The following is a 23,139-nucleotide window of genomic DNA, read 5'->3' on the forward strand; positions in this document are numbered from 1 at the left end:
GTTGACACTGATCACTTTAAAGAAATATTATGTTAACACTGTCTACATAGCAAGTATTGAATGAGGGTTTCGTCATGTTTTTTAGAAACACATTTTACGTGTTTTTTTCTGTTCTTTTCACCCTAACGCACGCACAAGCAGAGCCATTAGCCGACACTAAAAAGCCCTCGGCATTTCTAGTAGAAACGGCACAAGTCAACTACTTAAAGCGCGGTAAAAGCGTGGATGTAAGCGGCCGATTAGCCAATAAGTCTGAACAAAAGCTTTCATTCAAAACAGCGGGCCCTGTAGCAACTATTTTCGTTGACGAAGGCGATCGAGTGCAAAAAGGACAACTTCTTGCCCAACTTAATCAGGAAGAAATTGATGCTCAAGTGGCTCAGTCCCAATCAGTCTATGATGAAGCAAAACGGAACGCCGCACGCTATCAAGCACTATATGAAAAAGGAGTTGTGCCAGTGGAGCAACTTCAGTCCGCTGAAACACGCCTAGAGGTTGCTCGCTCCGATTTAAGAATTTCAACATTCAATAAACAGCACTCCGTTATTGTCGCACCAGATGATGGCCGTATATTAAAGCGCGAAGTTGAAGCAAACGAAATGATATCCCCTTTTGAAACCGCGTTTGTAATGTCACTTAACAAAGGGGGCTGGGTTGTTCGAAGCAATGTTACAGACAAAGACATTGTACGCATTAACAAAGGTGATTCAGCAAGCATTCGGCTAGACGCTTACCCCGGGAAAGTGTTGAGCGGTCGAGTATCCGAAGTCGGCGCTGCCGCAGACGTCAGAAGCCACTTATTTGAAATAGAAATTACCTTAGATGCTACAAATTTACGCCTCCATTCTGGTTTTATCAGCCGGTTAATTATTGAGCCTTCACAGCAAGAGGCGGTAGCCCTTCTCCCTATAGAAGCCATTATTGGCGCCAGCAACACAAGCGCACAGGTCTTTGTGTTAAATGAGGCGCTTGAAGCGATACAGACCAATGTCGAAATCGCTTGGTTAGAAAGCGGGTCTGTTGCAGTTAAGTCAGGTTTATTAGAAGGCGCGTCTGTCGTTACATCAGGTGCAACCTACTTACATGAAGGGGCTGCTGTCTCTGTCTATTCACACCCTTAATTTATTAATCATTTCTTTTTAAATCCAGAGATCGCGCCAACGCCATGAACATTCCATCTCTTGCTATTAAAAACCACCAGTTCACGCTAGTGGTTGTTTTACTTCTTGTGGCACTGGGTACCGCATCACTCGTTAATATGCCTCGTTCTGAAGATCCTCAGTTTGACTTTCCAATGACGATGACGAGCGTTGTTTATCCCGGCACCAACCCTATCGACATGGAAAAACTCGTTGTCGACCCGATAGAAGACGCCATAAACGAACTAGAAGACCTTCACGTCATTCGTACAGAAATTGAAGACGGTGTAGCGATCATCCAAACCGAGTTTATATACGGTAGCGATCCCGACGAAAAGTATGATGATGTTGTGGCGGCAATAGCCACCATTAGAGATGAATTACCCACCAATATTCGTCGCCTAAAAACCGATAAAGTGTCTCCCGCTGATATCAATATTTTGCAATTAGCCGTCAGTTCGCCTAGCGCTAGTTACGGCGACTTAAAGTTAACAGCTGAGCGTCTTGAAAAAAAACTTGAGCGAGTCACCGGTGTAAAGCGCGTTGAAGTTAAAGCATTCCCTGAACAACAGGTGCAAGTAAAAGCTGACCTTATTCGGCTAGCCGCTCTCGACATCTCTTTACCTGAGTTAGAGCAAGCTCTACGCGCCTCTGCAGCCAATATTCCTGGTGGCCACGTCAATATGGGGCAGCGACGATTCACGGTTCAAACGAGCGGCGACTTCAGCAGTATTAATGATATTAAACGCACCATCGTTCGTTCTAGTGGTGACCATGTGGTCTACATTCAAGATATCGCGGATGTATCCTTTGGCGACGACCTACCGAGTTACCTCGCTCGACATCAAGGCGTTCGCTCTGTTTTTGTAACCGTCATTCAGCGAAAAGGCAGCAATATTTTTAATGTCACTAGCGCATTAAATGAAGAAATCGAACGCTTTAAACCTTCTCTCGATCAGTCAATCAACATTGAGACCGTAGTGAGCCAAAGCCACAGTGTTGATAAGCGAGTAGGTGAGTTTTTTAATAACCTGCTGCAAGGGCTTATTCTGGTCGGGATCGCAACCATATTAGTGCTAGGCCTTCGTGCATCGTTTGTGGTGGTGCTCGCTATTCCAATGTCTATTCTCATTGGTATTGGTTGGCTCGATATTTCAGGGTACGGCATTCAGCAGATGTCTATTGCCGGTCTAGTTATTGCGCTAGGCTTGTTGGTCGATAATGCCATTGTGGTGACTGAAAATGTAGGCCGGTTTATGCGCGAAGGCCATGATCGACTCACCAGTGCCGTTAGAGGGTCATCACAGGTTGCTTGGGCTGTAGTGAGTGGCACCTTAACCACTATTTTAGCGTTTTTCCCCATCTTATTGCTGCCAAGCCATTCCGGCACCTTTATACGATCAATGCCGGTTACTGTGGTCATTACACTTATTGCCTCTTTAATCATCGCGCTGATGCTCACCCCATTAATGGCTAGCCGCTTTCTTAAACAAGGCAATAACACCAATAAAGCGAGAACCAAACAGCACGACCTCTGTAATGATACTCCTGATAAAGACGCACCATGGGCATTAAAACAAATTAACCGATTTGCTCAAGGTCCCTATCATCGGATGCTCTCGTTTACGCTGAAACGGCCTTGGGTCATTATGATCATCTCGGTTGCGGTGTTAGTTTCAACCCTAACCCTATTTAAAAGTGTCGGGGTCAGCTTGTTTCCAAAAGCTGAAAAAGCACAAATTTTGGTTAATATTGAAACTGCTGAAGGTTCAAGCTTTGATAAAACCTATGCGCTAGCCGTTAAAGTAGAAAATATTATTGCCAAACACCCTGAAGTCACTAGCGTGACCACGAATATAGGTAAAGGTAATCCGCGGGTCTATTACAACATCACCCCTAAGCGAGAAGTCCCGAACTACGCTCAAGTATATGTGCAGCTAGAAGATACCGGCATTTACCAAGACGTCGAAGCCTTTGTTTCAATTTTGCGCGATGAATTTAAGAGCTTACCTGCTGCTAGAGTCACTGTGCAGGAGTTCATGCAAGGGCCTCCCTATGTTGCCCCCATAGCAGTTCGAATCATGGGTGACGACCTTGACGCACTGCGAACAGTCGCTGTTGACATTGAGAGCCTTGTTAAAGAAACAAAAGGGACCGTTAATGTAGATAACCCCGTGGCACGCCATAAAGTGGATATTCGTATCAACATCAACCGAGATAAAGCGGCGCGCTTACAGATACCTATCCATACCATTGATCAAGCCATTCGCACCGCTTTAGTAGGTCAAACGGTCGGCTCTTACCGTGATGAACAAGGTGAAGACTATGACATTGTCATTCGCAGCGCAGGGGCAAAATCGCCTCACTTCGATGCGCTGAGAGATGTTAATCTTAAATCCCCCACAGGCGGCATGATCATGCTTGGGCATCTAGTTGATGTTGAAATGGAAAGCATTATTCCTCGATTCCAGCATCACAATCTAGAGCGCATGGCACGCGTCACAGCCGATGTAGATACCGGCTACCAAACTGAAGCCGTCACCAACGCGATTATCGACAAACTCGACCAATATAGCTGGCCAGAAGGGATCCACTACGTCATCGGTGGCGAGCAAGAAAACCGTAAAGAGTCTTTTGGAGGCATGCTTCAGGCACTCATTATTGCCCTACTCGGCATCTTTGCTGTACTTGTTCTACAGTTTAGATCTTTTGTTCAACCACTTATTATATTTGCAGCAATACCCTTTGCGATAACCGGCGCAATATTAGGGTTATGGATGACCGGCTACACCTTTTCATTCACCGCATTTATAGGGCTAACCTCGTTAGTCGGTATCGTGGTTAACAACTCCATCATACTGGTCGATTACGCAAACCAAATCAGAGGCTCAGCTAAAGCAGAAATAGAAAGTAAGCAAGATATTGCCAATGCCATTATTGAATCCGGTAAAACTCGCCTTCTTCCGATTTTACTGACTACCATGACCACTATTGGCGGCTTACTTCCCTTAACATTGAGCGGCTCCTCTATGTGGTCTCCTATGGGGTGGGCTATCATTGGCGGGCTAATCGTCTCTACACTGTTGACGCTGTTTGTAGTGCCGGTACTCTATCAGTCACTGTCGAAGCCCGAAGCAAGACCCTAACATTTAATATGCGTGAACCCATCATCATGAAAAATAATCTATCCAATATTGAAAATGTAGTATTCGCTGGCGGCGGAAATCGCTGTTTTTGGCAGGCTGGCTTATGGGACGTTATAGCAGAACCGCTAAACTTGAACCCTAAACAATTTGTCTCTGTTAGTGCAGGCTCAGCAATTTCTTGCGGTATTTTAGCAGGGCAATCTCATGAATGCTTAAGAATCGTAAAGGCTACCACCTCCCGTAATACTAAAAACCGTTACATGGGTAATTTATTTAACGCAGATCCTGTTTTTCCGCATGAGCGACTATACCGTGAGATGGTGCTAGAAATTATGCATCTTGACGCATTTGAGCAGCTTAAAAAAGGCCCTTCTAATGCGATTCAAGTGGCTAGAATACCCCGCTGGTTAGGCCCTAAAAGCGCAGTAGCCATAGGGCTTATGGCCTACCAACTAGAAAAGAAACTGAAAGAGCCTGTTCACCCTACATATGGTCGAAAACTAGGGTTTAAATCAGAGTTTATCAATGCCGCTGATTGCCACTCACCTGAAGAGCTTACTGACCTAATCCTCTCTTCGTCATGCACCCCTCCAATGACACCTATTATGTATCGAGATAACAGACCCGTCCTTGATGGTGGATTATTTGATAACGCGCCAGTTCATGGTGTAGCTGAAAACAGCGGCGACACGTTAGTATTGCTCACTCGACCTTATCGAAACATACCTCCTGTTGCAGGAAGGTACTACTTATCGCCTTCTCAAAAGCCACCCGTGAGCAGTTGGGATTACACCAACCCTCAAGGCGTTCAAGCGACGTTTGACCTAGGGCGCCGTGACGGCGAAACGTTAATAAAAGAGATGCAATCCCGTCAACAGTAATCAAAAAACTGGCATTACTACTAACCTAGCAATGTTTCAAGTTAATGGGTTTATTCATTATATTAGTTTGCTACAATATTATGCAGTAATACTCTGCAGTATATACTTGTGTGTACTACAATGGAGCAAGCATTAAGATAAAAATACATCCACATAAAAAAGAGACTAACCGATGAAAAAACTTCTTTCTGGCATCGCCTTGTTAGCTGCCACAGTACCTTCAGTAAACGCAGACGAGCTTGATAGCGGCTTCTATATATTTCCGTCAATAGGTTACTTTCTACTTGATGATAACCGCAATACAGACAACGCCCCTACCGCATCGTTTGCAGCGGGTTATCAATTTAACAACCGATTTTCTACTGAAGCCTCTTACGGTATTCTAAAAACAGAGTCTAATACCACAGGCCAAGACATTGATGGCACCCTTTACCATGTTGATGCTATCTACCACTTGAACGATGACGACACCGTTCAGCCCTATGTCCTAGCAGGTATTGGTAACATGGACATGGATATGCCAGGCTCTGAGAATGATGATGAAACCAGCTATAACGCAGGCGCAGGTTTTAAACGTCATATAACTGAAAACCTATCGTTGCGTGCAGAAGCTCGCATGTTTTACGGTAATGATTCAAATAACAAAGACGCACTTATTAACTTCGGTTTAGTGTATCTATTTGGCGGCAGCTCATCGAGCGAAGCTGAAGACGTTGATTATGATACAGATGGCGATGGCGTATTAGACAGCAAAGACCAATGCCCTAACACGGCTGCAGGTACAGACGTTGATAGCGTAGGCTGTGCGATTGTTGTAGCACCAAGAGATGGTGATAAAGACGGCATAGAAGATAGCTTAGATAACTGCCCTAACACACCAGCAGGAAGAACTGTAGATGCCAAAGGCTGTGAACTAGACGCTGATGGTGATGGTGTTGTAGATGGTGCCGATCAGTGCCCTAACACACCAGCAGAAGCAAAAGTTGATAGCAAAGGGTGTGCATTAGCCATCACAACTACCGTTACCCAAACACTAAACGTAAACTTCCCTAATAATTCATCAATCGTGCCTAGTAACGCGAAGTCTGAGATTGATGAGCTTTCTGTATTTATGAAGTCATACCCTGCGACCAAAGTAACTATCGAAGGCCACACGGATAGTTCAGGTGACGCTAAATACAATCAGTACCTTTCTGAAAAGCGTGCTAAATCTATTGCTAAAATCTTAGTAGAAGACTACGGCATAGAAAGCTCAAGAGTTTCTGCAATCGGTTACGGTGAAGAAAAGCCAATAGCTGACAACAGCACTGCTGAAGGCCGCAAGCAGAACCGTAGAGTTCACGCTGTAATTGAAGCGACTACAACGAAGTAACATACGGTTAGCAAATAAGGGGGCAGCGTCTGCTGTACCCTTATTACCAACCTTAAAAGCCAATTAAATCCCTACCTATCTAAATACTCTAAATCTCATTATTAAAATCAAAACAACACCCGCAATCACGCCATAAAGATGGGAATCAACCGCCACAGGCCCTGAAATAAAGTCAGACATAAAAGAAGCATCCCCGTTCACCTGCTCTACACCTACTTTAAACGCGGTTAAACCTAGCGCAACAATACGAAAAATAACGGGATAACTAGTATCCGTTGCCAGAGCATAAACCACGAGCGCATATAAACTAGCCGAAAGCCCCACATACCAACTGATACCCGGACTTAAAAACCACATCATCAAACTAATCAAAAGCGAAGCGAGTAACCATAAAAAAAGTGTCCGAACAGGTCGACCCAGAGGCCTAAATAAAGCCAATAGCAACGCGAGGCAAAGGCCGTTCATTAACAGGTGAACCCAACCTATATGATCGAGATGACCCGTTAGCAGTCGCCACCACTCTCCCCCTACTATCGCACCGCGATGATAGCGAGCATCAAATAAATTAAAATGATCTAAGCCTTCAATAAAAATAGCCGGCAACAAAAGCACCAACAATATGGTAGCCGCCTGCTTGAGCCCGACTTGTAGTATTCTCATGTTCTTCTCAACTCAGTGGAAATTTAGACGTGAAATTTATGTTCAAATTGGCTATGGCATCCCATTACTACTTATAACCCTTAGCATCAAAGAAGGTGATTATATTCATTGTCAAAGCGCGATGATATCATCTCGACCAAAATTTAATGATCAATAACTATAATATAAATATAGACTTAGATAGGCTCCCAACTAAAAGGAGCCCCAACATACAAAGGCTCAACTTAATGACAAAAAAAATAGCACTTTCCACGCTCGCAATTGTAGCAGCAGTACTTGCGCTGTTAATCGCGCTCAATTTATCCACCGTCAAAAAAGTCTATCACACCCTAACGCTCTTCAACGAAGACGTGATAGTCGATAACTTTTCAAACATGAGTTCTATATTTGAAACTGTCGAAATTGAAAAAACCGCCCCCCTTCACACATTCGGTCATGCCCCTCAACCGCTTCCAACACAATACCCTTACAAGGGTGAGAATAGAGACGCCAAGACATTTTTAAATAACACTAATACCACAGCCCTACTCGTGCTAAAAAACAATGACATCACATTTGAGAACTACTACCTTGGCACAACCGAGAATGACCAAAGAATCTCATGGTCTACCGCTAAGTCATTTCTATCAGCCATTTTTGGCGTTGCTGTTGCTGAAGGTCATATTACCAACCTGCAAGACCCTGTTACCCAGTATGTACCCGAGTTAAAAGGCACTGGCTATGATGGTGTGTCAATTAAAAATGTTCTACAAATGTCTAGCGGCGTACGGTTTGATGAGGATTACGGTCGATTTAATTCTGACATTAATCGCTTTGGAAGAACCATGGCGCTAGGCGGATCACTTGACGAGTTCGCAGCCTCTCTTGAGAAAGAACGAGAGCAAGGCGTTTACCTCCACTATGTCAGCATAGACACACATGTTTTAGGCATGGTACTACGCAGCGCTACAGGCCGTGAAATTGCTGACTACTTCAATGATAAGTTATGGTCCAAGATTGGCACCGAAGCCAGTGCGCAATACATCATAGACTCACAAAATCAACCGATGGTATTAGGTGGGCTAAATTTAAGAACGCGAGATTACGCACGATTTGGCAAGCTATATCTTGATAATGGCCAATGGAACGGTAAACAAATAATTCCTGCGAACTGGGTTACAGAATCAACTACACCCGATGCTCCGCATTTGATACCAGGTAAACGAGATAGCTCAGAAATGGATTTAGGGTATGGCTATCAATGGTGGATTCCAGAAAATGCCGACCAGGAGTTCATGGCATTGGGGATTTATGGCCAGTATATCTATGTGAATCAAAAATTAGGCGTGGTGATTGTTAAAAACTCCGCCAACATCAACTTCATGGATAATAACTTCGAATCAACCACTGAAACTGTTGAATTCTTTAGGGCTATTGCCGCTTCGTTATAGCACTGTTTAATAGTAAAGGGGAGATCATCCCTCCCTTTACTATTAAACCCAGAACTTATAATTAATCAGATAAGTAGTATTCGACGGTTGAGACCACTCTCAGCTTTTTAATATGCGGGTTATTTTTATCTCTCGCATTGATACTAAACTGCCCCTGTGACGCCTTTTTAATTTTGCCGAGCTTACTATCGGAGTCTGACGCAAACTTCGTCGCCACTTCTCTCGCCTTTCGGGTCGCTTCTTCAATCATTTCTGGCTTAACTTCATTCAAACGCGTGAACAGATACTCTGTTTGTGATTGATAATTCCCCCCACTAAACACGATACCTTGCTTGCCTAATGTAGATAACGACCCCATAACCTTGATAACGGTTTCAATATTTTCAGAATATACCGTAACTGTTTGAATGGCAGAGTAGCGAAATTCAGGTCTCGCATTGCCACCATATTGCTGCGCAGATTTATCCGTAATGGACGGAGATGAAAATGTGATTTCTTCTATATTTATGCCACTGCTGCCAAGAAAATCCTTAATTTTTAAGGTGCTATCTTCTATAGAAACATATAACGATTCTAAGTCATTCCCTGCAGCCGTAAACTGAATCGGCCAGATCACAATATCTGCCTTAAACTCTCGCTCAGATAAACCTTTTACCGTCACACTTCGGTCAAACTGTTTATATTCTATTGCGGCACTCCCTAGCAGGTAACCTAGTGACGCCAGCCCCATAAAAATAAACATCCCCAATATAAACGCACTTACCTTATTGTATTGCTGCACTAAAGCCCCCTTAATTAATTGATTTTAAACTCATAAACATTTGATCAAACTGTTTTATACTCTGTTGAACATAGTCAAGAAAAGCCCGCATTACAGGTGTTGGGTGCTTTGCTTGTGGATACACCACACTCCAACTCCGCCGCAACGGAAACCCCGCAATATTTACGACCTTTAATTTACCTAATTCCAGTTCAGGCAAAATACTGAGTAAAGGCAATACAGCAACACCTAACCCCGCCATAACAGCATGCTTTACAGCATCATTTGACCCTAGCTCAATACCCGGTTGTACACGCAGTCGTTTTAGATGGCAATGCAATTCTAGCGCAAGTCGACTACCAGAACCGGATTCGCGCATTAATAACCGACTATCAAGAAACGCTTGAGCAGTAACACTGTCTTTTTTAAGTAATGGGTGCCCTTCAGGCACTACAGGTACTAGCTCATTATCTAAAAACGGCAGCGCATTGAGTGATTTATCAGTCGGCACCATGCCCATAACAACGAGATCATCACTATTCTCATGCAGTCGCTGCAGGGCCGTCGCACGATTAACAACCTTTACGCTCACATTAATTTGAGGATGCAAATCGAGAAACGCTCGCAGCAAATAAGGTACAACATACTGAGCCGTGTTAACCGCAACCAGCCTTAGCTCACCCGCAACCTTGCCGCCTAATGCCGCTAAATCGGTATGTATTACCCTCAACTCAAGAAATATTTTCTCAACACTCAGCGCGAGTCGCTCTCCCGCGGCCGTACAAAATAACCGCCTGCCAATATATTCAAAAAGAGGTTGATCAAGTGCGTGTTCTAATTGCCGTATCTGGCTACTCACGGCTGGCTGGGTTAGCCCTAACCTCTCACCCGCCTTGCTGTAACTCTTCAGTTCAAATACCGCATTAAACACCTGCAACTGACGAAAAGTGAGGCGACTGATCATTTGCTTATTAGATAATGGCATGACGTTGAGCCTATATTGACCTACATATAAGTAATACCTTATAGATAAACTAAAAAAAATCAATTTTTACTTATCAGTATCAGCAACTAGGATACACCTAAACCCTACAGGCAATTAGTCGCAGGGCCGAGGAGGATTAAATGTTAAAAAAAGTACTTATTGCTAACCGAGGCGAAATTGCTGTACGTATCATCCGTGCCTGCGCAGAGATGGGAATACGCTCAATGGCAATTTATACCGAGCCCGATCGTTATGCGCTACATGTAAAACGCGCCGACGAAGCCTATTCATTAGGCGAAGACCCTTTAGCAGGCTACCTTGACCCTTTACGCATTGTGAACCTAGCGTTAGAAACAGGTTGCGATGCCATTCACCCTGGTTATGGTTTCCTCTCTGAAAACCCTGAGTTCGCTAGACTATGCGAACAAAATAACCTGGTTTTTGTAGGCCCAAGTTCAGACGTTATTCATAAAATGGGGGATAAAACTCAGGCTCGCGACTCAATGCGCGCGGCAGGCGTTCCGATCACGCCGGGTTCAGACGGGAACTTATCGGGTATTGAAGAAGCATTAACGCTAGCAGAGCAGATTGGCTATCCGGTCATGGTCAAAGCAACCTCTGGCGGCGGTGGTCGAGGTATTCGTCGATGCGACACAGCAGAAGAATTAACGCAGCAATATCCACGCGTTATTTCAGAAGCCACTAAAGCGTTTGGCTCTGCTGAAGTATTTATGGAAAAGTGCATCGTTGACCCTAAACATATTGAAGTTCAAATATTGGCAGACAGTCACGGCAACGTTGTACATCTATACGAACGTGACTGTTCAATTCAACGCCGCAACCAAAAACTGATTGAGATAGCCCCTAGCCCACAACTCACTCCAGAACAGCGTTTATATATTGGCGGATTGGCCGTTAAAGCTGCCGCCGCGGTTAATTATGAAAATGCAGGCACGGTTGAATTTTTGCTAACCGGCAACGAAGTCTACTTCATGGAGATGAACACTCGGGTTCAGGTCGAGCACACAATTACTGAACAAATCACAGGTGTCGATATTGTACGCGAGCAATTACGCATTGCCTCAGGTTTAACGCTGAGCTATCGCCAAGAAGACATTGCTTACCGAGGCTATGCACTGCAATTTCGTATTAACGCCGAAGACCCAAAGAATGATTTTCTACCAAGCTTTGGCCGCATTTCTCATTATTATGCACCCGGTGGGCCAGGTGTGCGCGTCGATACCGCTATTTATACAGGATATGAAATCCCCCCCTATTACGACTCCATGTGCCTCAAACTTGTGGTCTGGGCACTCACTTGGGAAGAAGTCGTCGCACGAGGTGAGCGGGCACTGGATGATATGCGTTTGCATGGGGTTAAAACCACCGCAAGCTACTACCGCCAGATTCTAAAACACCCAGACTTCCAGCAACCCAACTTTAACACTAGCTTTGTGCCAAATCATCCAGAACTATTGAACTACTCAGATAAACGGCACCCGAGCGAAATAGCGCTAGCATTAGCCGCGGCGATTGCGGCTCACGCAGGCTGGTAGAACTCGATTTAACCGATTGCCACTACTTGCAGCAACTGCTGTGTAGGAGAAACAAACAATGACCAATGCTCAGAAAGTTGAAGTAACCGATGTCACTCTGCGAGATGCTCATCAATCATTAATCGCAACCCGCATGCGTACCGAAGACATGCTGCCGATATGCGAAACACTCGATCAAATAGGCTACTGGTCTCTAGAAGTCTGGGGCGGGGCAACCTTTGATGCGTGTGTTCGATTCCTTAAAGAGGACCCATGGGAACGTCTGCGAAAATTGCGTGCAGCACTACCGAATACCCGCCTACAAATGCTACTTAGAGGCCAGAATTTACTCGGTTATCGTCATTATGCCGACGACGTTGTTGAAGCGTTTGTCGCAAAGGCGGCTAAAAATGGGATCGATGTCTTCCGCGTATTCGATGCGTTAAATGACGTGCGAAACCTTGAAGTCGCAATGAGAGCCGTCAAAAAGGCAGGCAAGCATGCTCAAGGGACCATCTGCTACACCACAAGCCCAGTGCATACGTCTGAATTATTTGTAGCGCAAGCGCTCGCCATGCAAAATATGGGGGCTGACTCTATTGCGATAAAAGACATGGCAGGGCTTTTAACCCCTTACGCGACCTATGATCTAGTAAAAGCGCTAAACGCAAAAATAGATTTACCTATCGTTGTTCACAGCCACTCCACAGCAGGCCTCGCGCCTTTATGCCAGCTTAAAGCGATAGAAGCCGGTGCAAGTCGGATTGATACCGCTATTTCTTCATTCGCAAACGGCACCAGTCACCCTGCAACCGAAACGCAAGTAGCGGCTCTAAAAGACACCCCATACGACACAGGGTTAGACCTCGAAAAGCTAAGCGAAGTCGCTGACTACTTTCGAGAAGTGCGCAAAAAGTACCATCAGTTTGAAAGTGAATTTACCCGCGAAGATGTATCAGTACAGATCAACCAAGTGCCAGGCGGCATGATGTCTAACTTGGCGAATCAACTGAAAGAGCAGAATGCACTCGATAGAATACAAGAAGTATTTGATGAGATCCCTCGTGTACGTAAAGATCTTGGCTACCCTCCCCTAGTAACACCAACCTCACAGATTGTGGGCACACAAGCAGTGTATAACGTACTCGCGGGACAGCGTTATAAAACTATCACCAACGAAGTTAAACGCTACCTACAAGGCGGTTATGGTGCAGCCCCAGCCAAAGTAGATGAACAACTATTAAAAAGCGCGATAGGCAACGAAGAGGTTGATACAGGGCGGCCAGCAGATCAACTAAAGCCCGAGCTAAGCAGCCTGCAAGCCGACATTGGAAAGCTTGCAAAGTCAGAAGAAGACATTCTCACCTACGCGATGTTTCCCGACCTAGGGCGGGAGTTTTTACAGCAGCGAGCAGATGGCACCCTAAAACCAGAAGCGCTACAACCGCTAGAAAGCGACAACGCTACAAAGCTCACTCAAGCGCGCGCCTCTGAATTTAAAATTGATGTGCATGGCGAGCTGTATGATATTGCAATAACCGGTATCGGTGATCATGGTGCGGGTAAGCGAAAGCTTTATTTGTCTATGGATGGCATGCCAGAAGAGGTGATATTTGAGCCGTTAAATGAATTCGTATCAGCGGGAGATAGTGGTCGAAAACACGCCAGTGAGCCCGGACATGTCAGCACCACGATGCCAGGTAATATTGTGGAAGTATTAGTTAAAGAAGGCGATAGTGTTGAGGCAGGACAAGCTATTTTAATCGCTGAAGCGATGAAAATGGAAACCGAAATACATGCCAATATAGCCGGTACTGTCGATGCTATTCATGTTAAAAAGGGCGATCGAGTAACGCCCGGTGAAGTATTAGTTGAAATTAGTTAACACCAGCGCAATACACCCATATACTTGCACAGTTCATCTGCAAGTATATGGGTGTAATAAAACACAATGCTGAATTGAATATTTGTTTTAGGGAGCAAGACAGTGGAAAAGATAGTAAATGGCGTACTTAACTTCCGTCAAAACATATACCCAACATGTAAAGACCTATTTGGAACTTTAGCGGGAGGACAAAACCCCGATGTTTTGTTTATAACCTGCTCCGATTCTCGCATAGACCCTAACCTGCTCACGGGCTCTGACCCGGGCGATTTATTTATTTGCCGCAATGCTGGCAATATCATCCCGCCGCACAGTAACGAAACCGGAGGCATGACCGCATCGATTGAATACGCAGTGGCGCTATTAGGCGTTCGACATATTATTATCTGCGGCCATACCGACTGTGGCGCCATCAAAGGCGCACTAGACTTGAATGCACTAACCGGCCTGCCCCACGTTAAAGAATGGCTTGGTCACTGCCGATCCGCCATGGAGATCGTACGTGAACGTAATGACATTCCATATGACCAATGCGTAGGGCCTGAACACCTAAACGAAGCCATTGAAGAAAATGTGCTTCAGCAGGTTCAACACATCCGAACTCACCCTGCTGTTGCAGCAAAACTAGCCACAGGTAAAGCTCACATTCATGGATGGATTTATGATATTGAAAGTGGAAGTATTCGTTGCTGTGACCATAACGATACCCAATTCAGAGAGTTTGATGAGCAATACGCGGATGTAATCCGTAACCTAAAGAGTTAGTAGCAACACAGTCGCCACCGCAAACAGGTGGCGAATCCCCCCTCTAGCTACCGCAACAACCAAACAGACTCAGTCGCAGCCACTTTTCGCTTGAGCCCACCCGGTACATTTTTGCTCTCTAGCAAGCTCGCCACATAAGTAGCCGAGTAATGCTGCTTCACTTCTTCGGTGCTCACCGAAAAAGGAGGCCCTGGCAATAGCGGTTGGTCATACTCAAAAGTAATCACCAATTGAGGCGCCTTAGACGTTATTTCGATAAGGTGCGAGGCGTATTGCTGCCGCATCGCTTCGGGTAATGCCACCAAAGCCGCCCGGTCATAAATGGCATCCACCGGCTTAAGTGTTTCGGCTGATAGTAAAAAAATGTCGCCTACGAAAATATCGATATTATCACTACAGTAATGCGTTAACTCGCCTATTTGAGATATGTCAGGGGCAACACCTAGGTCTTCAAAAAGCGCTTTAACCGCTAGTTCACTCAACTCAGCACCTACGACCTCATAACCTTGCGTTAAAAGCCATGCGATGTCTCTAGTCTTACCACATAACGGTACAAACACTCGACTACCTTGCGCTAACGTCAACGCGCCAAAGTGCTTAACAAGCAAACAATTGGCTTGTCCCTCATGAAACGCAATCTCCCCTCGATCCCATTTCTCATGCCAAAATGGCGCATCCATACTGCCCCCCACTGTCTCTGGTTTCTTAAAAAGAAAAGGGCAGGCATACAGGCCTGCCCTTACATGGCATAAAATATTATTCTGCACCCATTACCGCAAACTTAAAACCAGGGTTTGTTGCCTACAACATAGGTTTGCTCGAAATCTTCATCTGATTTTACGAGATAGAGAATAAACTCAATGAACGCAATGATGCCGATAATCATTGACGGTATACCGAGCAATATAAAGCCCAATATAAATGTAACAAGCATTATCACGCCTTGCTTGTTATAGCCTAAATAAAATTTATGTGCGCCAAATCCACCCAGAAAAAATGCAAACAAGGCTGCTGCAATCTTTTTAGAAGCACCATTTGTCATATTAGCATCAGCGTATACCGCTTCAGCATTTTCACCATTAGCAGAAAAATCAATTTTGTTTCCGGCTCTAGGGATAGTCGCCCCTTTCCACTCGCTGATATCTAACGCATAACGTTTTCCATCATCACCAGAAATAACACCCTTTCGGCTTTCTTCGTTAAACTCAAGAATCTTACCCTTCATAGCCTATTTCTCCATAAGCTTAATTTTTAAAAATGATATCTAAAGCAAAACTGCTCGTTACCTAGTGCAATAGTGCTACGCTTGCTTAGGGTTGGGTCCGTAAGAATTTTCACCATGGCTGTCTTGTACTAAAAATATTATCAATACGATGGCGCCCACTATCGGAATAAGCGCAATTAACTGCCACCAGCCTGATCGGCCAGTATCATGAAGGCGTCTAGTCGCAATACTAATGCTTGGGATCAGCATGACTAATGAGAAAATAAACGCAAGAAGCATCGTTCCTACTACACCATCTATAATGGCTAAACCAATATAAAATATCATATAGAACAGGAAGTACATCCAGTACTCTTTACGCCGCGCTCGACCAGAAAAGTCTGCATATTTTTTGAACGCACCTAAGAAATATTCCATTATTTTTTTCCTATTAAAATAGAAGCTTAATTAAACGAACGCAAATCAAACCCGTTAAATGCTTCTGACGTTTGAATGAGTCTAAATCTCACCCGCTATGATTATATTATTAAAGATAGATCAATAAATGCACAATTCAGGGTGATGATAATGATTTACGGCCGCTATGATATCTCATGATAATGCACATTTGTATCAACGCATTTCAAAAGCAATAGAAATATCACATAAAGGTTGGTAAATATTAATAATATCCTGCATTCACTGCATCATCGGGCCACTCGATTGACTATCAGTACCTGTCTTCATTACCCACATCCCCTACCTATGGGGCACGACCTATCCTATACCCATCAACAATGCTAAATATCCAGACAGCACCAATGGTTAAAGAAATACCCATTGCGGTTTCAGGGCTTAGAACCCCTTTTGCTAAGACGAGCTGATCTCTAATCACCTGAATATCAACAGGGATCACTCCGCGAACGATTTTCTCTGCAATAATTTGAGCTTTAATATAAGCCTCAACCATCAGCATCGCGAGGCCAACGATGCTGATCGTTAATACCACAACACCACGTCCCCTTCTTTTAACCACAAAATAACCCGCTCCAGGAAAGACAACAGCTGAGAATAGTGCAGCTTTAGTCGCGATTTTCATTTCTGGGCGCTCCACCTTAGGTATGAGTTCTCATCATTATAATTGCAAATAATATCACGTTCCCCCTTATTAATTGGCATAAATACCCAAGACAACCCAAAGCGGAACGCGTTAAACTATCGTTCATATAAACTATATCAAAACATGAACACACAGGTGAGCACCATCTCTCAGCATCCATTCAATCTAATCGTTGTTCTCGGCCCCACCGCATCCGGTAAAACGTCACTCGGCGTGAAGCTCGCGAAGCAGTTTAAAGGTGAGATTATTTCAGCCGATTCTCGACAAGTATACAGAGGAATGGATATTGGTAGCGGTAAAGACTTAGACGAATATGGGGCCACGCCTTATCATTTAATCGATATTGTTGACCCTGGCTATGAGTTTAATGTTTTTGAATTTCAGAAACGATTCTGTGATGCATTTTCAGTCATTCAAAAAAAGCATCATCTACCATTTTTAGTCGGCGGTACTGGACTGTATTTAGAGTCGGTGTTATGCCAGTATCAGTTTACTGAAGTGCCTATTAATACCGCGTTAAGAGAAACGCTTGCCTCTCAGAGTGATGAAGCGTTAATTAATCGCTTAAAAACACTCAACCCTAACCTCCATAATACCACCGATATATTAGACCGTGAGCGCTTGGTGAGGGCGCTAGAAATAGCAGAAGCTGAGACCAGATCTCAAAAACCTTCCGTTGATTTACCCACTATAAACCCACTTATTTTTGGTATTAAGTGGGATCGCGCTGTTTTAAAACAGCGTATCACTAAGCGCCTCAAGCAACGAATGGATAATGGTTTGATTGAAGAAGTCGAACGTCTTCACAAAGAAGGCGTCAGTTGGGAGTCACTACATTTTTACGGCTTAGAGTATCGTTTTGTCGCATCTTATCTTAAAGGCGAATTAAACAAGAACGATATGTTTCAAAAACTCAACTCAGCCATCCACACGTTTTCTAAACAGCAAGAAAAGTGGTTTCGTCGTATGGAACGCAAGGGCACGACTATTCATTGGCTAGACGGCCAAGCAGATCCGCATAAAGAAGCCCTAGAGGTCATTGCCTCATGCTAACAAAAATACTTATTACCGTTTTAATCATTGTTGGTGCAGTGGTGTTTATCAGGTACAAAAAATCATTAGATCAACAATCAATCGGCAGCAAAACAACGCATACCATCACCATCCAACCCGAGTCAGAAAGTGAATCTCAGGCGAACATAAAATTTATCGCAATCGGTGTGTTATCGCTTACGTTGCTGACGGGTACGGTGATGCTTTTTTTAGACTGGCGAGATGACCACCGGTTGTACGATATTAAGATCGTCAACCCGCAAACGGGTGGTATTGATCACTATCAGGCATATAAAAAGGACCTAAGAGGTAGAACGTTTACGAGTATTACAGGGCAGCAAGTCGCGGTATCAGAGTTGGAGCGGCTTGAATTTAAAGAGGTAGAGTAAACCTTTAGCCGTCAAATGCTTATAGCTTTACGGATTAAATGGCAAACCGGCAGCACTGGTAATCACCTCAGCGTCGGGTTAAAACCCGACCTACATTGTAAACACGATTACTTCGAACCTGAATCAGGACGAAACTTGAGCTGCAAGCCCATCAAGAAGTTACGCATTACCTGATCGAGACAGTCGCGATAATGCTGATGACCCGGCTTACGGAAGAATGCACTCAGTTCATGCTTACTCATCCTCAAGTCAGCTAAATCCATAATGGCCAATACGTCATCACTTTGAAGGTTGAGTGCTATCTTTAATTTTCTGAAGATAATGTTGTTGTTTAAACGTTTCTCAGGTACCGGTGCTGGCCCTTCTTTCTTACCCCGCTTATCAGTAATCAAACCATTTAGAAACGTCGCAAACTCGACATCAGTGCACTCTACGTAAGCTGGATCATCTTCTTTTTTTAACCATCGTGTGACTTGGTTTCCTGTGACCTTATGGTCGGCCAAGGCAAATATAGCCACTATTTTTGGTTCATTAAGGTCTAAGGTAAAACGTAGACGACGCAAAATATCGTTATTGGTCACAAATAAGCCCTGATACAGTGTGCAGTCGTGTCCCAATGACTAACTGCCGAGTTAATGGTTTCTATTTTAGCAGGTTTACAACGATCTTTTCTCTATTAAAACGCGCTAATGAGTTTCGGTTCGCGGCTGAGGCGATTTGATATCAGATCGAAAACATTACCTCAGACAACCCACTTATTAATAGCAAGTTATTGTATAATGAAACCATATTGACAGCTCAGAATTGAACACTTTAAGGTAACAACATGAATTTAAAGCAAGAACTACAGCAACTTAATATTAAACTAGACAAAACTCGTCGTAAGTTTGTTGCCGCTGAAAAACGTTTCGATCAAGAGATCATTGCTCAAAGTCGTCAAGAAATCGCAGCACTCACCAAACAAATCGAATCAATGAAAGGCGCTCAGGCCAACGAAATAAGCGGAAAAAGTGCCAAAATCAAGGCGATGGCGTTTAGCCGCCCTCTCACAAAAGCGGAGCAAGCCGACATGGGCAAGCTGAAAAAGTCTGTAAGAGGGCTAGTTGTTGTTCATCCGCTAACGGCCATTGGTCGTGAGATTGGCATTGATGAAGTAACAGGGTTTGCCTCTAAGGCTTTTTGATGCTGAAACAAATGCGACAGTGGCAAAACGCCCTTACCCTCACATTAGTATTAATATGTGTAGGTATTGGTTTAAGCCATAATATCGAAGCAGCGCTCGCCTTAGATCATGGCGAGCACTGTAGCATTTGTATTTCTGGTAATACCCCGCCAGTCACGATCAGTGACGCAACATTAGTAAACACCGCAATAAACTGCGCTGTTTTCGAAACATCACGGCCAACCCCTGCGTACCCCATCGCGCTATGGCCTGACTATTCGAGCCGCGCCCCTCCCCTGGTTTAAGTCACTAATTTCAGATCAATAACGCTTCAAATTAGGTTTAGTGCCTAGAGCGGCGTTTGTCTGATGCTGTCATTTAACGTTGAAGATTACACAACAACATCGTCATCACCAGGAATAATTTCATGAAGCACGTATCGTCTATACAGACACCTTTCGCCTTTTTTATGTTGGTTAGCTTAATATCGGCACCCTCACTCTATGCATCTGACCACGAGGATCATCACGAGCACCGTGAACATGGCGCTCACAATCATGGGCACGCCACGCTAAGTATTGTGCAGGAGGATAACAACGTCCAACTCATGCTTGAATCACCTGCCGCTAACCTTATCGGCTTTGAGCACACCCCAAACACCCTAGAAGAAAAGAAAATGGCTGATAAAGCGCTTATTACCTTAAGACAAGGCCCCATGCTTTTTAGCTTTCCCCCTAACGCTCAATGTGCCCAAACATCGGTAGAAATAGAATCAGCGTTAACGGAACACACTGAAGATCACGATAGCCATTCAGACATAACCGTCAGCTATCAATTCGCCTGCAATAATCCCTCTGCACTAAAAAGCATCGATGTACAGGTTTTCACATTATTCCCCTTAACAGAAGAAATTGATGCACAGATCATGACAGACAAACGTCAGTTCGCTGCCGAGTTAACTGCACAGCAATCCATCATCAATTTTTAAAGATTAACTGCCACAACAGGTCGATATTCGCACCTGTTGTGGTAGCTCAAGGAGTCACACAACATGCCGATCATTGAGCTTAATCAGGTTAAGTTTCGCTGGCCTGGGTCTTCAACCTCTGTTATTGATATTGAGCGTTTCTCGATTGAGAAAGGCGATAAGGTTTTTCTCAAAGGGCCAAGCGGCACCGGAAAGTCGACACTATTAGGGCTTATTGCAGGTGTAAGCTTGCCAGACAGTGGCGACGTTAAAGTACTAGGCCAGAACATTAATCACATAAAAGGGCGTCAGAGGGACCATTTTCGAGCGGATCATATGGGATATATTTTCCAAATGTTCAACTTGCTGCCTTACCTATCGGTCACTGAAAACGTCTGCCTACCCTGCCACTTTTCAAAACGTCGAAAGAACAAAGCGCTCACCCACTCACCCAGCCTAAATGCAGAAGCTCATCGTCTATTGAGCGATCTTCAACTGGGCAATGACCTGATTAACCGCCCTGTTGCTGAGTTGAGTATTGGCCAGCAACAACGGGTTGCCGCCGCCAGAGCGTTAATCGGCCAACCCGAATTGGTGATAGCAGACGAGCCTTCCTCTGCTCTTGATACCGACGCACGCGAGTCTTTTATTAATTTACTGTTCCAAGAATGCAACAGAGAAAAGAGCACGCTGCTGTTCGTGAGTCATGACGATACGCTGTCACCGTTATTTGATCAGCAGATTGAACTCAGCAAAATCAACCTTTCAAGCAAGAGGTTATAATAATGGCCATTATAAAACTTGCCTTAAAAAGCCTATATAACCGAAGGGCTACCGCACTATTAACGGTGTTTGCTATCGCTATCAGTGTCAGTTTATTACTGGGTGTTGAACGGGTTCGCACACAAGCTAAAGAAAGCTTTTCGCATACTATTTCTGGCACTGACCTAATCATCGGCGCTCGAACCGGCCCTGTTCAACTATTACTTTATTCTGTATTTAGAATTGGCAATGCAACTAATAATATCTCTTGGCAGAGCTATCAAGAGATTGCCAAGCAAAAATCGGTCAAGTGGTCAGTGCCTCTTTCATTAGGAGACTCTCATCGCGGATATCGGGTGCTAGGAACCAATACAGATTACTTCAAACACTACCAATTTGGCCAAAACCAGCCGCTGAAGTTTAACCAAGGGCAGCCATTTGAGTCATTATTTGAAACGGTCGTAGGCGCTGAAGTGGCCAAGAAATTAGGCTATAGCATCGGCGACAAAATCATCATCGCTCATGGCGCTGGCTCAACCTCGTTCACCAAGCATGATCAGATGCCATTCACCATCAGCGGTATATTAGCGCCAACCTCCACGCCAGTAGACAAAACAGTGCATGTGAGCCTGCCCGCCATAGAAGCAATTCACCTTGGCTGGAATAACGGTGCGCCGCCTATGACAGGCTCTGTGGATACGTCAGCGCTCGATGTTGATTCGTTAGAACCCACTGTTATCACTGCAGCCTTGGTCGGTATGGCGTCAAAGATAAAAGTATTTCAACTACAGCGCATGATTAATCAGTATAAACAAGAGCCTCTACAGGCCATCATCCCAGGCGTTGCACTCCATGAGCTATGGAGCATGATGGGCATTGCTGAGCAAGCCCTAGTGGTGATATCTGGCTTTGTTGTAGCCTCTGGCTTACTGGGAATGCTCACAATGATATTAGCAAGCCTTAATGAACGAAGGCGTGAGATGGCTATTCTCAGAGCGGTTGGGGCTCGCCCACTACAAATTTTTCTATTGATGATCAGTGAAGCCGGCATTTTGGCGCTCGCTGGCGCAGTGTTGGGCGTGACCCTATTGTTTAGCCTATTAGCAATCGCTCAACCCATACTTCAAGAAGAATTTGGTGTGTTAATCACCATTTCTTTACTCACAACCTACGAGTGGCAGCTGCTTGGCATTGTTCTGCTCTCTGGTTTAGCCATTGGCATTGCACCTTCAGTGCGCGCTTATCGAATGTCGCTAGCCGATGGCATGACCATCAGGGTATAGCATGATCAATAAACTTAACGACACGTTTAAAAAGGATCCTATTGTGGACACAAAAAAGCCATCCGTTGCGAACCGATTCTATCGCAGCCTTTTATTAACTTTATTTATTATCCCACTCTCATCAGCCTATGCAGACTCAGTTAAAACACTAGAGTGGGATGACTTAATTCCTGACCATGTTATCGCAGCGTTAAAGAAGAGTGCCGCCATTGAAATCGATCACAGTGGCGACGCTTTTGAGCAGCAAATGTCCCCCCTTCTCAATGCGGTAAAAAAAGAACTCGATGGCCAAAAGGTCAGACTCCCCGGCTTTATGGTGCCCTTAGGAGGTGACGAAAACAAAGTCACCGAGTTTTTGCTAGTGCCTTATTTCGGTGCTTGTATGCATACGCCTCCACCGCCCACTAATCAGATTGTATATGTAAACTTTCCTATGGGGGTGCATCCAGACATGCTTTATGACCCGGTATGGATAGAAGGCCCAATCAAAGTAGGTGAGGTTGAGAGCGACCTCGCCGTTTCAGGCTATAGCATGAAGGCTATTAAAGTATCCATTTATACAGAAGGCGAGTAAAGGTTATAGGCGTGAGCTTATATCAACCAAAATAATTTGACGCGTAAACACTGCACACATACCATTT

24 protein-coding genes are annotated in these 23,139 nt (G+C 44.5%); 16 read left to right on the top strand and 8 right to left on the bottom strand.

The annotated features are described in order from the left end of the window. The first annotated feature begins 74 nt into the window (after positions 1-74). The 4 genes from NKI27_RS15560 to NKI27_RS15575 all read left to right on the top strand — a co-directional run bounded on the left by NKI27_RS15560 (position 75) and on the right by NKI27_RS15575 (position 6,538). Positions 75-1,121, top strand: coding sequence for an efflux RND transporter periplasmic adaptor subunit (locus NKI27_RS15560; RefSeq protein WP_265046955.1), 1,047 nt, complete (start codon positions 75-77; stop codon positions 1,119-1,121). 44 nt (positions 1,122-1,165) lie between these two features. Continuing rightward, complete coding sequence (locus NKI27_RS15565) at positions 1,166-4,285, top strand: efflux RND transporter permease subunit (RefSeq protein ID WP_265046956.1); 3,120 nt, start codon at positions 1,166-1,168, stop codon at positions 4,283-4,285. 26 nt (positions 4,286-4,311) lie between these two features. Then, positions 4,312-5,166: a patatin-like phospholipase family protein gene (locus tag NKI27_RS15570; RefSeq protein WP_265046957.1), complete on the top strand. Its 855-nt coding sequence runs from the start codon at positions 4,312-4,314 to the stop codon at positions 5,164-5,166. A 172-nt stretch (positions 5,167-5,338) separates the two neighbouring features. Then, positions 5,339-6,538 carry an OmpA family protein gene (locus NKI27_RS15575; protein WP_265046958.1) on the top strand — a complete coding sequence of 400 codons (1,200 nt, stop codon included), beginning with the start codon at positions 5,339-5,341 and terminating at the stop codon, positions 6,536-6,538. Positions 6,539-6,613: 75 nt separating this feature from the next. On the opposite strand, the gene rrtA is transcribed toward NKI27_RS15575, so the two are convergent. Next, entirely contained in the window at positions 6,614-7,198 is a 585-nt protein-coding gene (gene rrtA / locus NKI27_RS15580; RefSeq protein WP_265046959.1) for a rhombosortase, read from the bottom strand. A 227-nt stretch (positions 7,199-7,425) separates the two neighbouring features. Between rrtA and NKI27_RS15585 the strand changes: the two genes are divergently transcribed. Beyond that, a complete protein-coding gene (locus NKI27_RS15585) occupies positions 7,426-8,628 on the top strand; it encodes a serine hydrolase domain-containing protein (RefSeq protein WP_265046960.1) in 1,203 nt (400 codons plus the stop codon). Positions 8,629-8,689: 61 nt separating this feature from the next. Here the strand turns inward: NKI27_RS15585 and NKI27_RS15590 are convergent, their stop codons facing one another. Then, positions 8,690-9,409, bottom strand: a complete 720-nt coding sequence (locus NKI27_RS15590) for an SIMPL domain-containing protein (protein ID WP_265046961.1) — start codon at positions 9,407-9,409, stop codon at positions 8,690-8,692. A 10-nt stretch (positions 9,410-9,419) separates the two neighbouring features. Continuing rightward, entirely contained in the window at positions 9,420-10,373 is a 954-nt protein-coding gene (locus NKI27_RS15595) for a LysR family transcriptional regulator (RefSeq protein ID WP_265046962.1), read from the bottom strand. A gap of 140 nt (positions 10,374-10,513) precedes the next feature. Between NKI27_RS15595 and NKI27_RS15600 the strand changes: the two genes are divergently transcribed. The 3 genes from NKI27_RS15600 to NKI27_RS15610 all read left to right on the top strand — a co-directional run bounded on the left by NKI27_RS15600 (position 10,514) and on the right by NKI27_RS15610 (position 14,558). Beyond that, on the top strand, positions 10,514-11,929 hold the full coding sequence (locus tag NKI27_RS15600) for an acetyl-CoA carboxylase biotin carboxylase subunit (protein WP_265046963.1): 1,416 nt from the start codon (positions 10,514-10,516) through the stop codon (positions 11,927-11,929). A 58-nt stretch (positions 11,930-11,987) separates the two neighbouring features. Further along, complete coding sequence (gene oadA / locus NKI27_RS15605) at positions 11,988-13,793, top strand: sodium-extruding oxaloacetate decarboxylase subunit alpha (RefSeq protein WP_265046964.1); 1,806 nt, start codon at positions 11,988-11,990, stop codon at positions 13,791-13,793. A gap of 102 nt (positions 13,794-13,895) precedes the next feature. Continuing rightward, positions 13,896-14,558: a carbonic anhydrase gene (locus tag NKI27_RS15610; protein WP_265046965.1), complete on the top strand. Its 663-nt coding sequence runs from the start codon at positions 13,896-13,898 to the stop codon at positions 14,556-14,558. A 47-nt stretch (positions 14,559-14,605) separates the two neighbouring features. Here NKI27_RS15610 and tmpT read toward each other — a convergent pair whose 3' ends face one another. The 4 genes from tmpT to NKI27_RS15630 all read right to left on the bottom strand — a co-directional run bounded on the left by tmpT (position 14,606) and on the right by NKI27_RS15630 (position 16,861). Next, on the bottom strand, positions 14,606-15,238 hold the full coding sequence (tmpT, locus tag NKI27_RS15615) for a thiopurine S-methyltransferase (RefSeq protein WP_265046966.1): 633 nt from the start codon (positions 15,236-15,238) through the stop codon (positions 14,606-14,608). Positions 15,239-15,339: 101 nt separating this feature from the next. Then, complete coding sequence (locus NKI27_RS15620) at positions 15,340-15,783, bottom strand: TM2 domain-containing protein (RefSeq protein ID WP_265046967.1); 444 nt, start codon at positions 15,781-15,783, stop codon at positions 15,340-15,342. A 75-nt stretch (positions 15,784-15,858) separates the two neighbouring features. Continuing rightward, positions 15,859-16,200: a DUF805 domain-containing protein gene (locus NKI27_RS15625; protein ID WP_265046968.1), complete on the bottom strand. Its 342-nt coding sequence runs from the start codon at positions 16,198-16,200 to the stop codon at positions 15,859-15,861. A 325-nt stretch (positions 16,201-16,525) separates the two neighbouring features. Then, positions 16,526-16,861 carry a hypothetical protein gene (locus NKI27_RS15630; RefSeq protein WP_265046969.1) on the bottom strand — a complete coding sequence of 112 codons (336 nt, stop codon included), beginning with the start codon at positions 16,859-16,861 and terminating at the stop codon, positions 16,526-16,528. Between the two features lie 144 nt (positions 16,862-17,005). Here NKI27_RS15630 and miaA point away from each other — a divergent pair, with 144 nt between their 5' ends. Both miaA and NKI27_RS15640 read left to right on the top strand, forming a co-directional pair. Further along, complete coding sequence (miaA, locus tag NKI27_RS15635; protein WP_265046970.1) at positions 17,006-17,935, top strand: tRNA (adenosine(37)-N6)-dimethylallyltransferase MiaA; 930 nt, start codon at positions 17,006-17,008, stop codon at positions 17,933-17,935. Continuing rightward, positions 17,929-18,324 carry a hypothetical protein gene (locus NKI27_RS15640; protein ID WP_265046971.1) on the top strand — a complete coding sequence of 132 codons (396 nt, stop codon included), beginning with the start codon at positions 17,929-17,931 and terminating at the stop codon, positions 18,322-18,324. Before miaA ends, NKI27_RS15640 begins: the two co-directional genes overlap by 7 nt. A gap of 107 nt (positions 18,325-18,431) precedes the next feature. On the opposite strand, the gene NKI27_RS15645 is transcribed toward NKI27_RS15640, so the two are convergent. Further along, positions 18,432-18,905 (bottom strand): YehS family protein, encoded by a 474-nt coding sequence (locus NKI27_RS15645; protein WP_265046972.1) that lies wholly within the window; start codon positions 18,903-18,905, stop codon positions 18,432-18,434. A 245-nt stretch (positions 18,906-19,150) separates the two neighbouring features. Here NKI27_RS15645 and NKI27_RS15650 point away from each other — a divergent pair, with 245 nt between their 5' ends. The 6 genes from NKI27_RS15650 (at position 19,151) to NKI27_RS15675 (ending at position 23,072) form a co-directional block, all read left to right on the top strand. Continuing rightward, on the top strand, positions 19,151-19,507 hold the full coding sequence (locus tag NKI27_RS15650; protein WP_265046973.1) for a YibL family ribosome-associated protein: 357 nt from the start codon (positions 19,151-19,153) through the stop codon (positions 19,505-19,507). Next, positions 19,507-19,791, top strand: coding sequence for a hypothetical protein (locus NKI27_RS15655; RefSeq protein ID WP_265046974.1), 285 nt, complete (start codon positions 19,507-19,509; stop codon positions 19,789-19,791). Before NKI27_RS15650 ends, NKI27_RS15655 begins: the two co-directional genes overlap by 1 nt. Positions 19,792-19,913: 122 nt before the next feature. Next, a complete protein-coding gene (locus NKI27_RS15660; protein ID WP_265046975.1) occupies positions 19,914-20,474 on the top strand; it encodes a DUF2796 domain-containing protein in 561 nt (186 codons plus the stop codon). 69 nt (positions 20,475-20,543) lie between these two features. Then, positions 20,544-21,236 (top strand): ABC transporter ATP-binding protein, encoded by a 693-nt coding sequence (locus tag NKI27_RS15665; RefSeq protein ID WP_265049536.1) that lies wholly within the window; start codon positions 20,544-20,546, stop codon positions 21,234-21,236. A 2-nt stretch (positions 21,237-21,238) separates the two neighbouring features. Further along, positions 21,239-22,498, top strand: coding sequence for an ABC transporter permease (locus NKI27_RS15670; RefSeq protein WP_265046976.1), 1,260 nt, complete (start codon positions 21,239-21,241; stop codon positions 22,496-22,498). 43 nt (positions 22,499-22,541) lie between these two features. Beyond that, positions 22,542-23,072, top strand: a complete 531-nt coding sequence (locus tag NKI27_RS15675; RefSeq protein ID WP_265046977.1) for a DUF3299 domain-containing protein — start codon at positions 22,542-22,544, stop codon at positions 23,070-23,072. Positions 23,073-23,139: the final 67 nt, after the last annotated feature.

This window comes from Alkalimarinus alittae (genome assembly GCF_026016465.1).
GTDB lineage: Bacteria > Pseudomonadota > Gammaproteobacteria > Pseudomonadales > Oleiphilaceae > Alkalimarinus > Alkalimarinus alittae.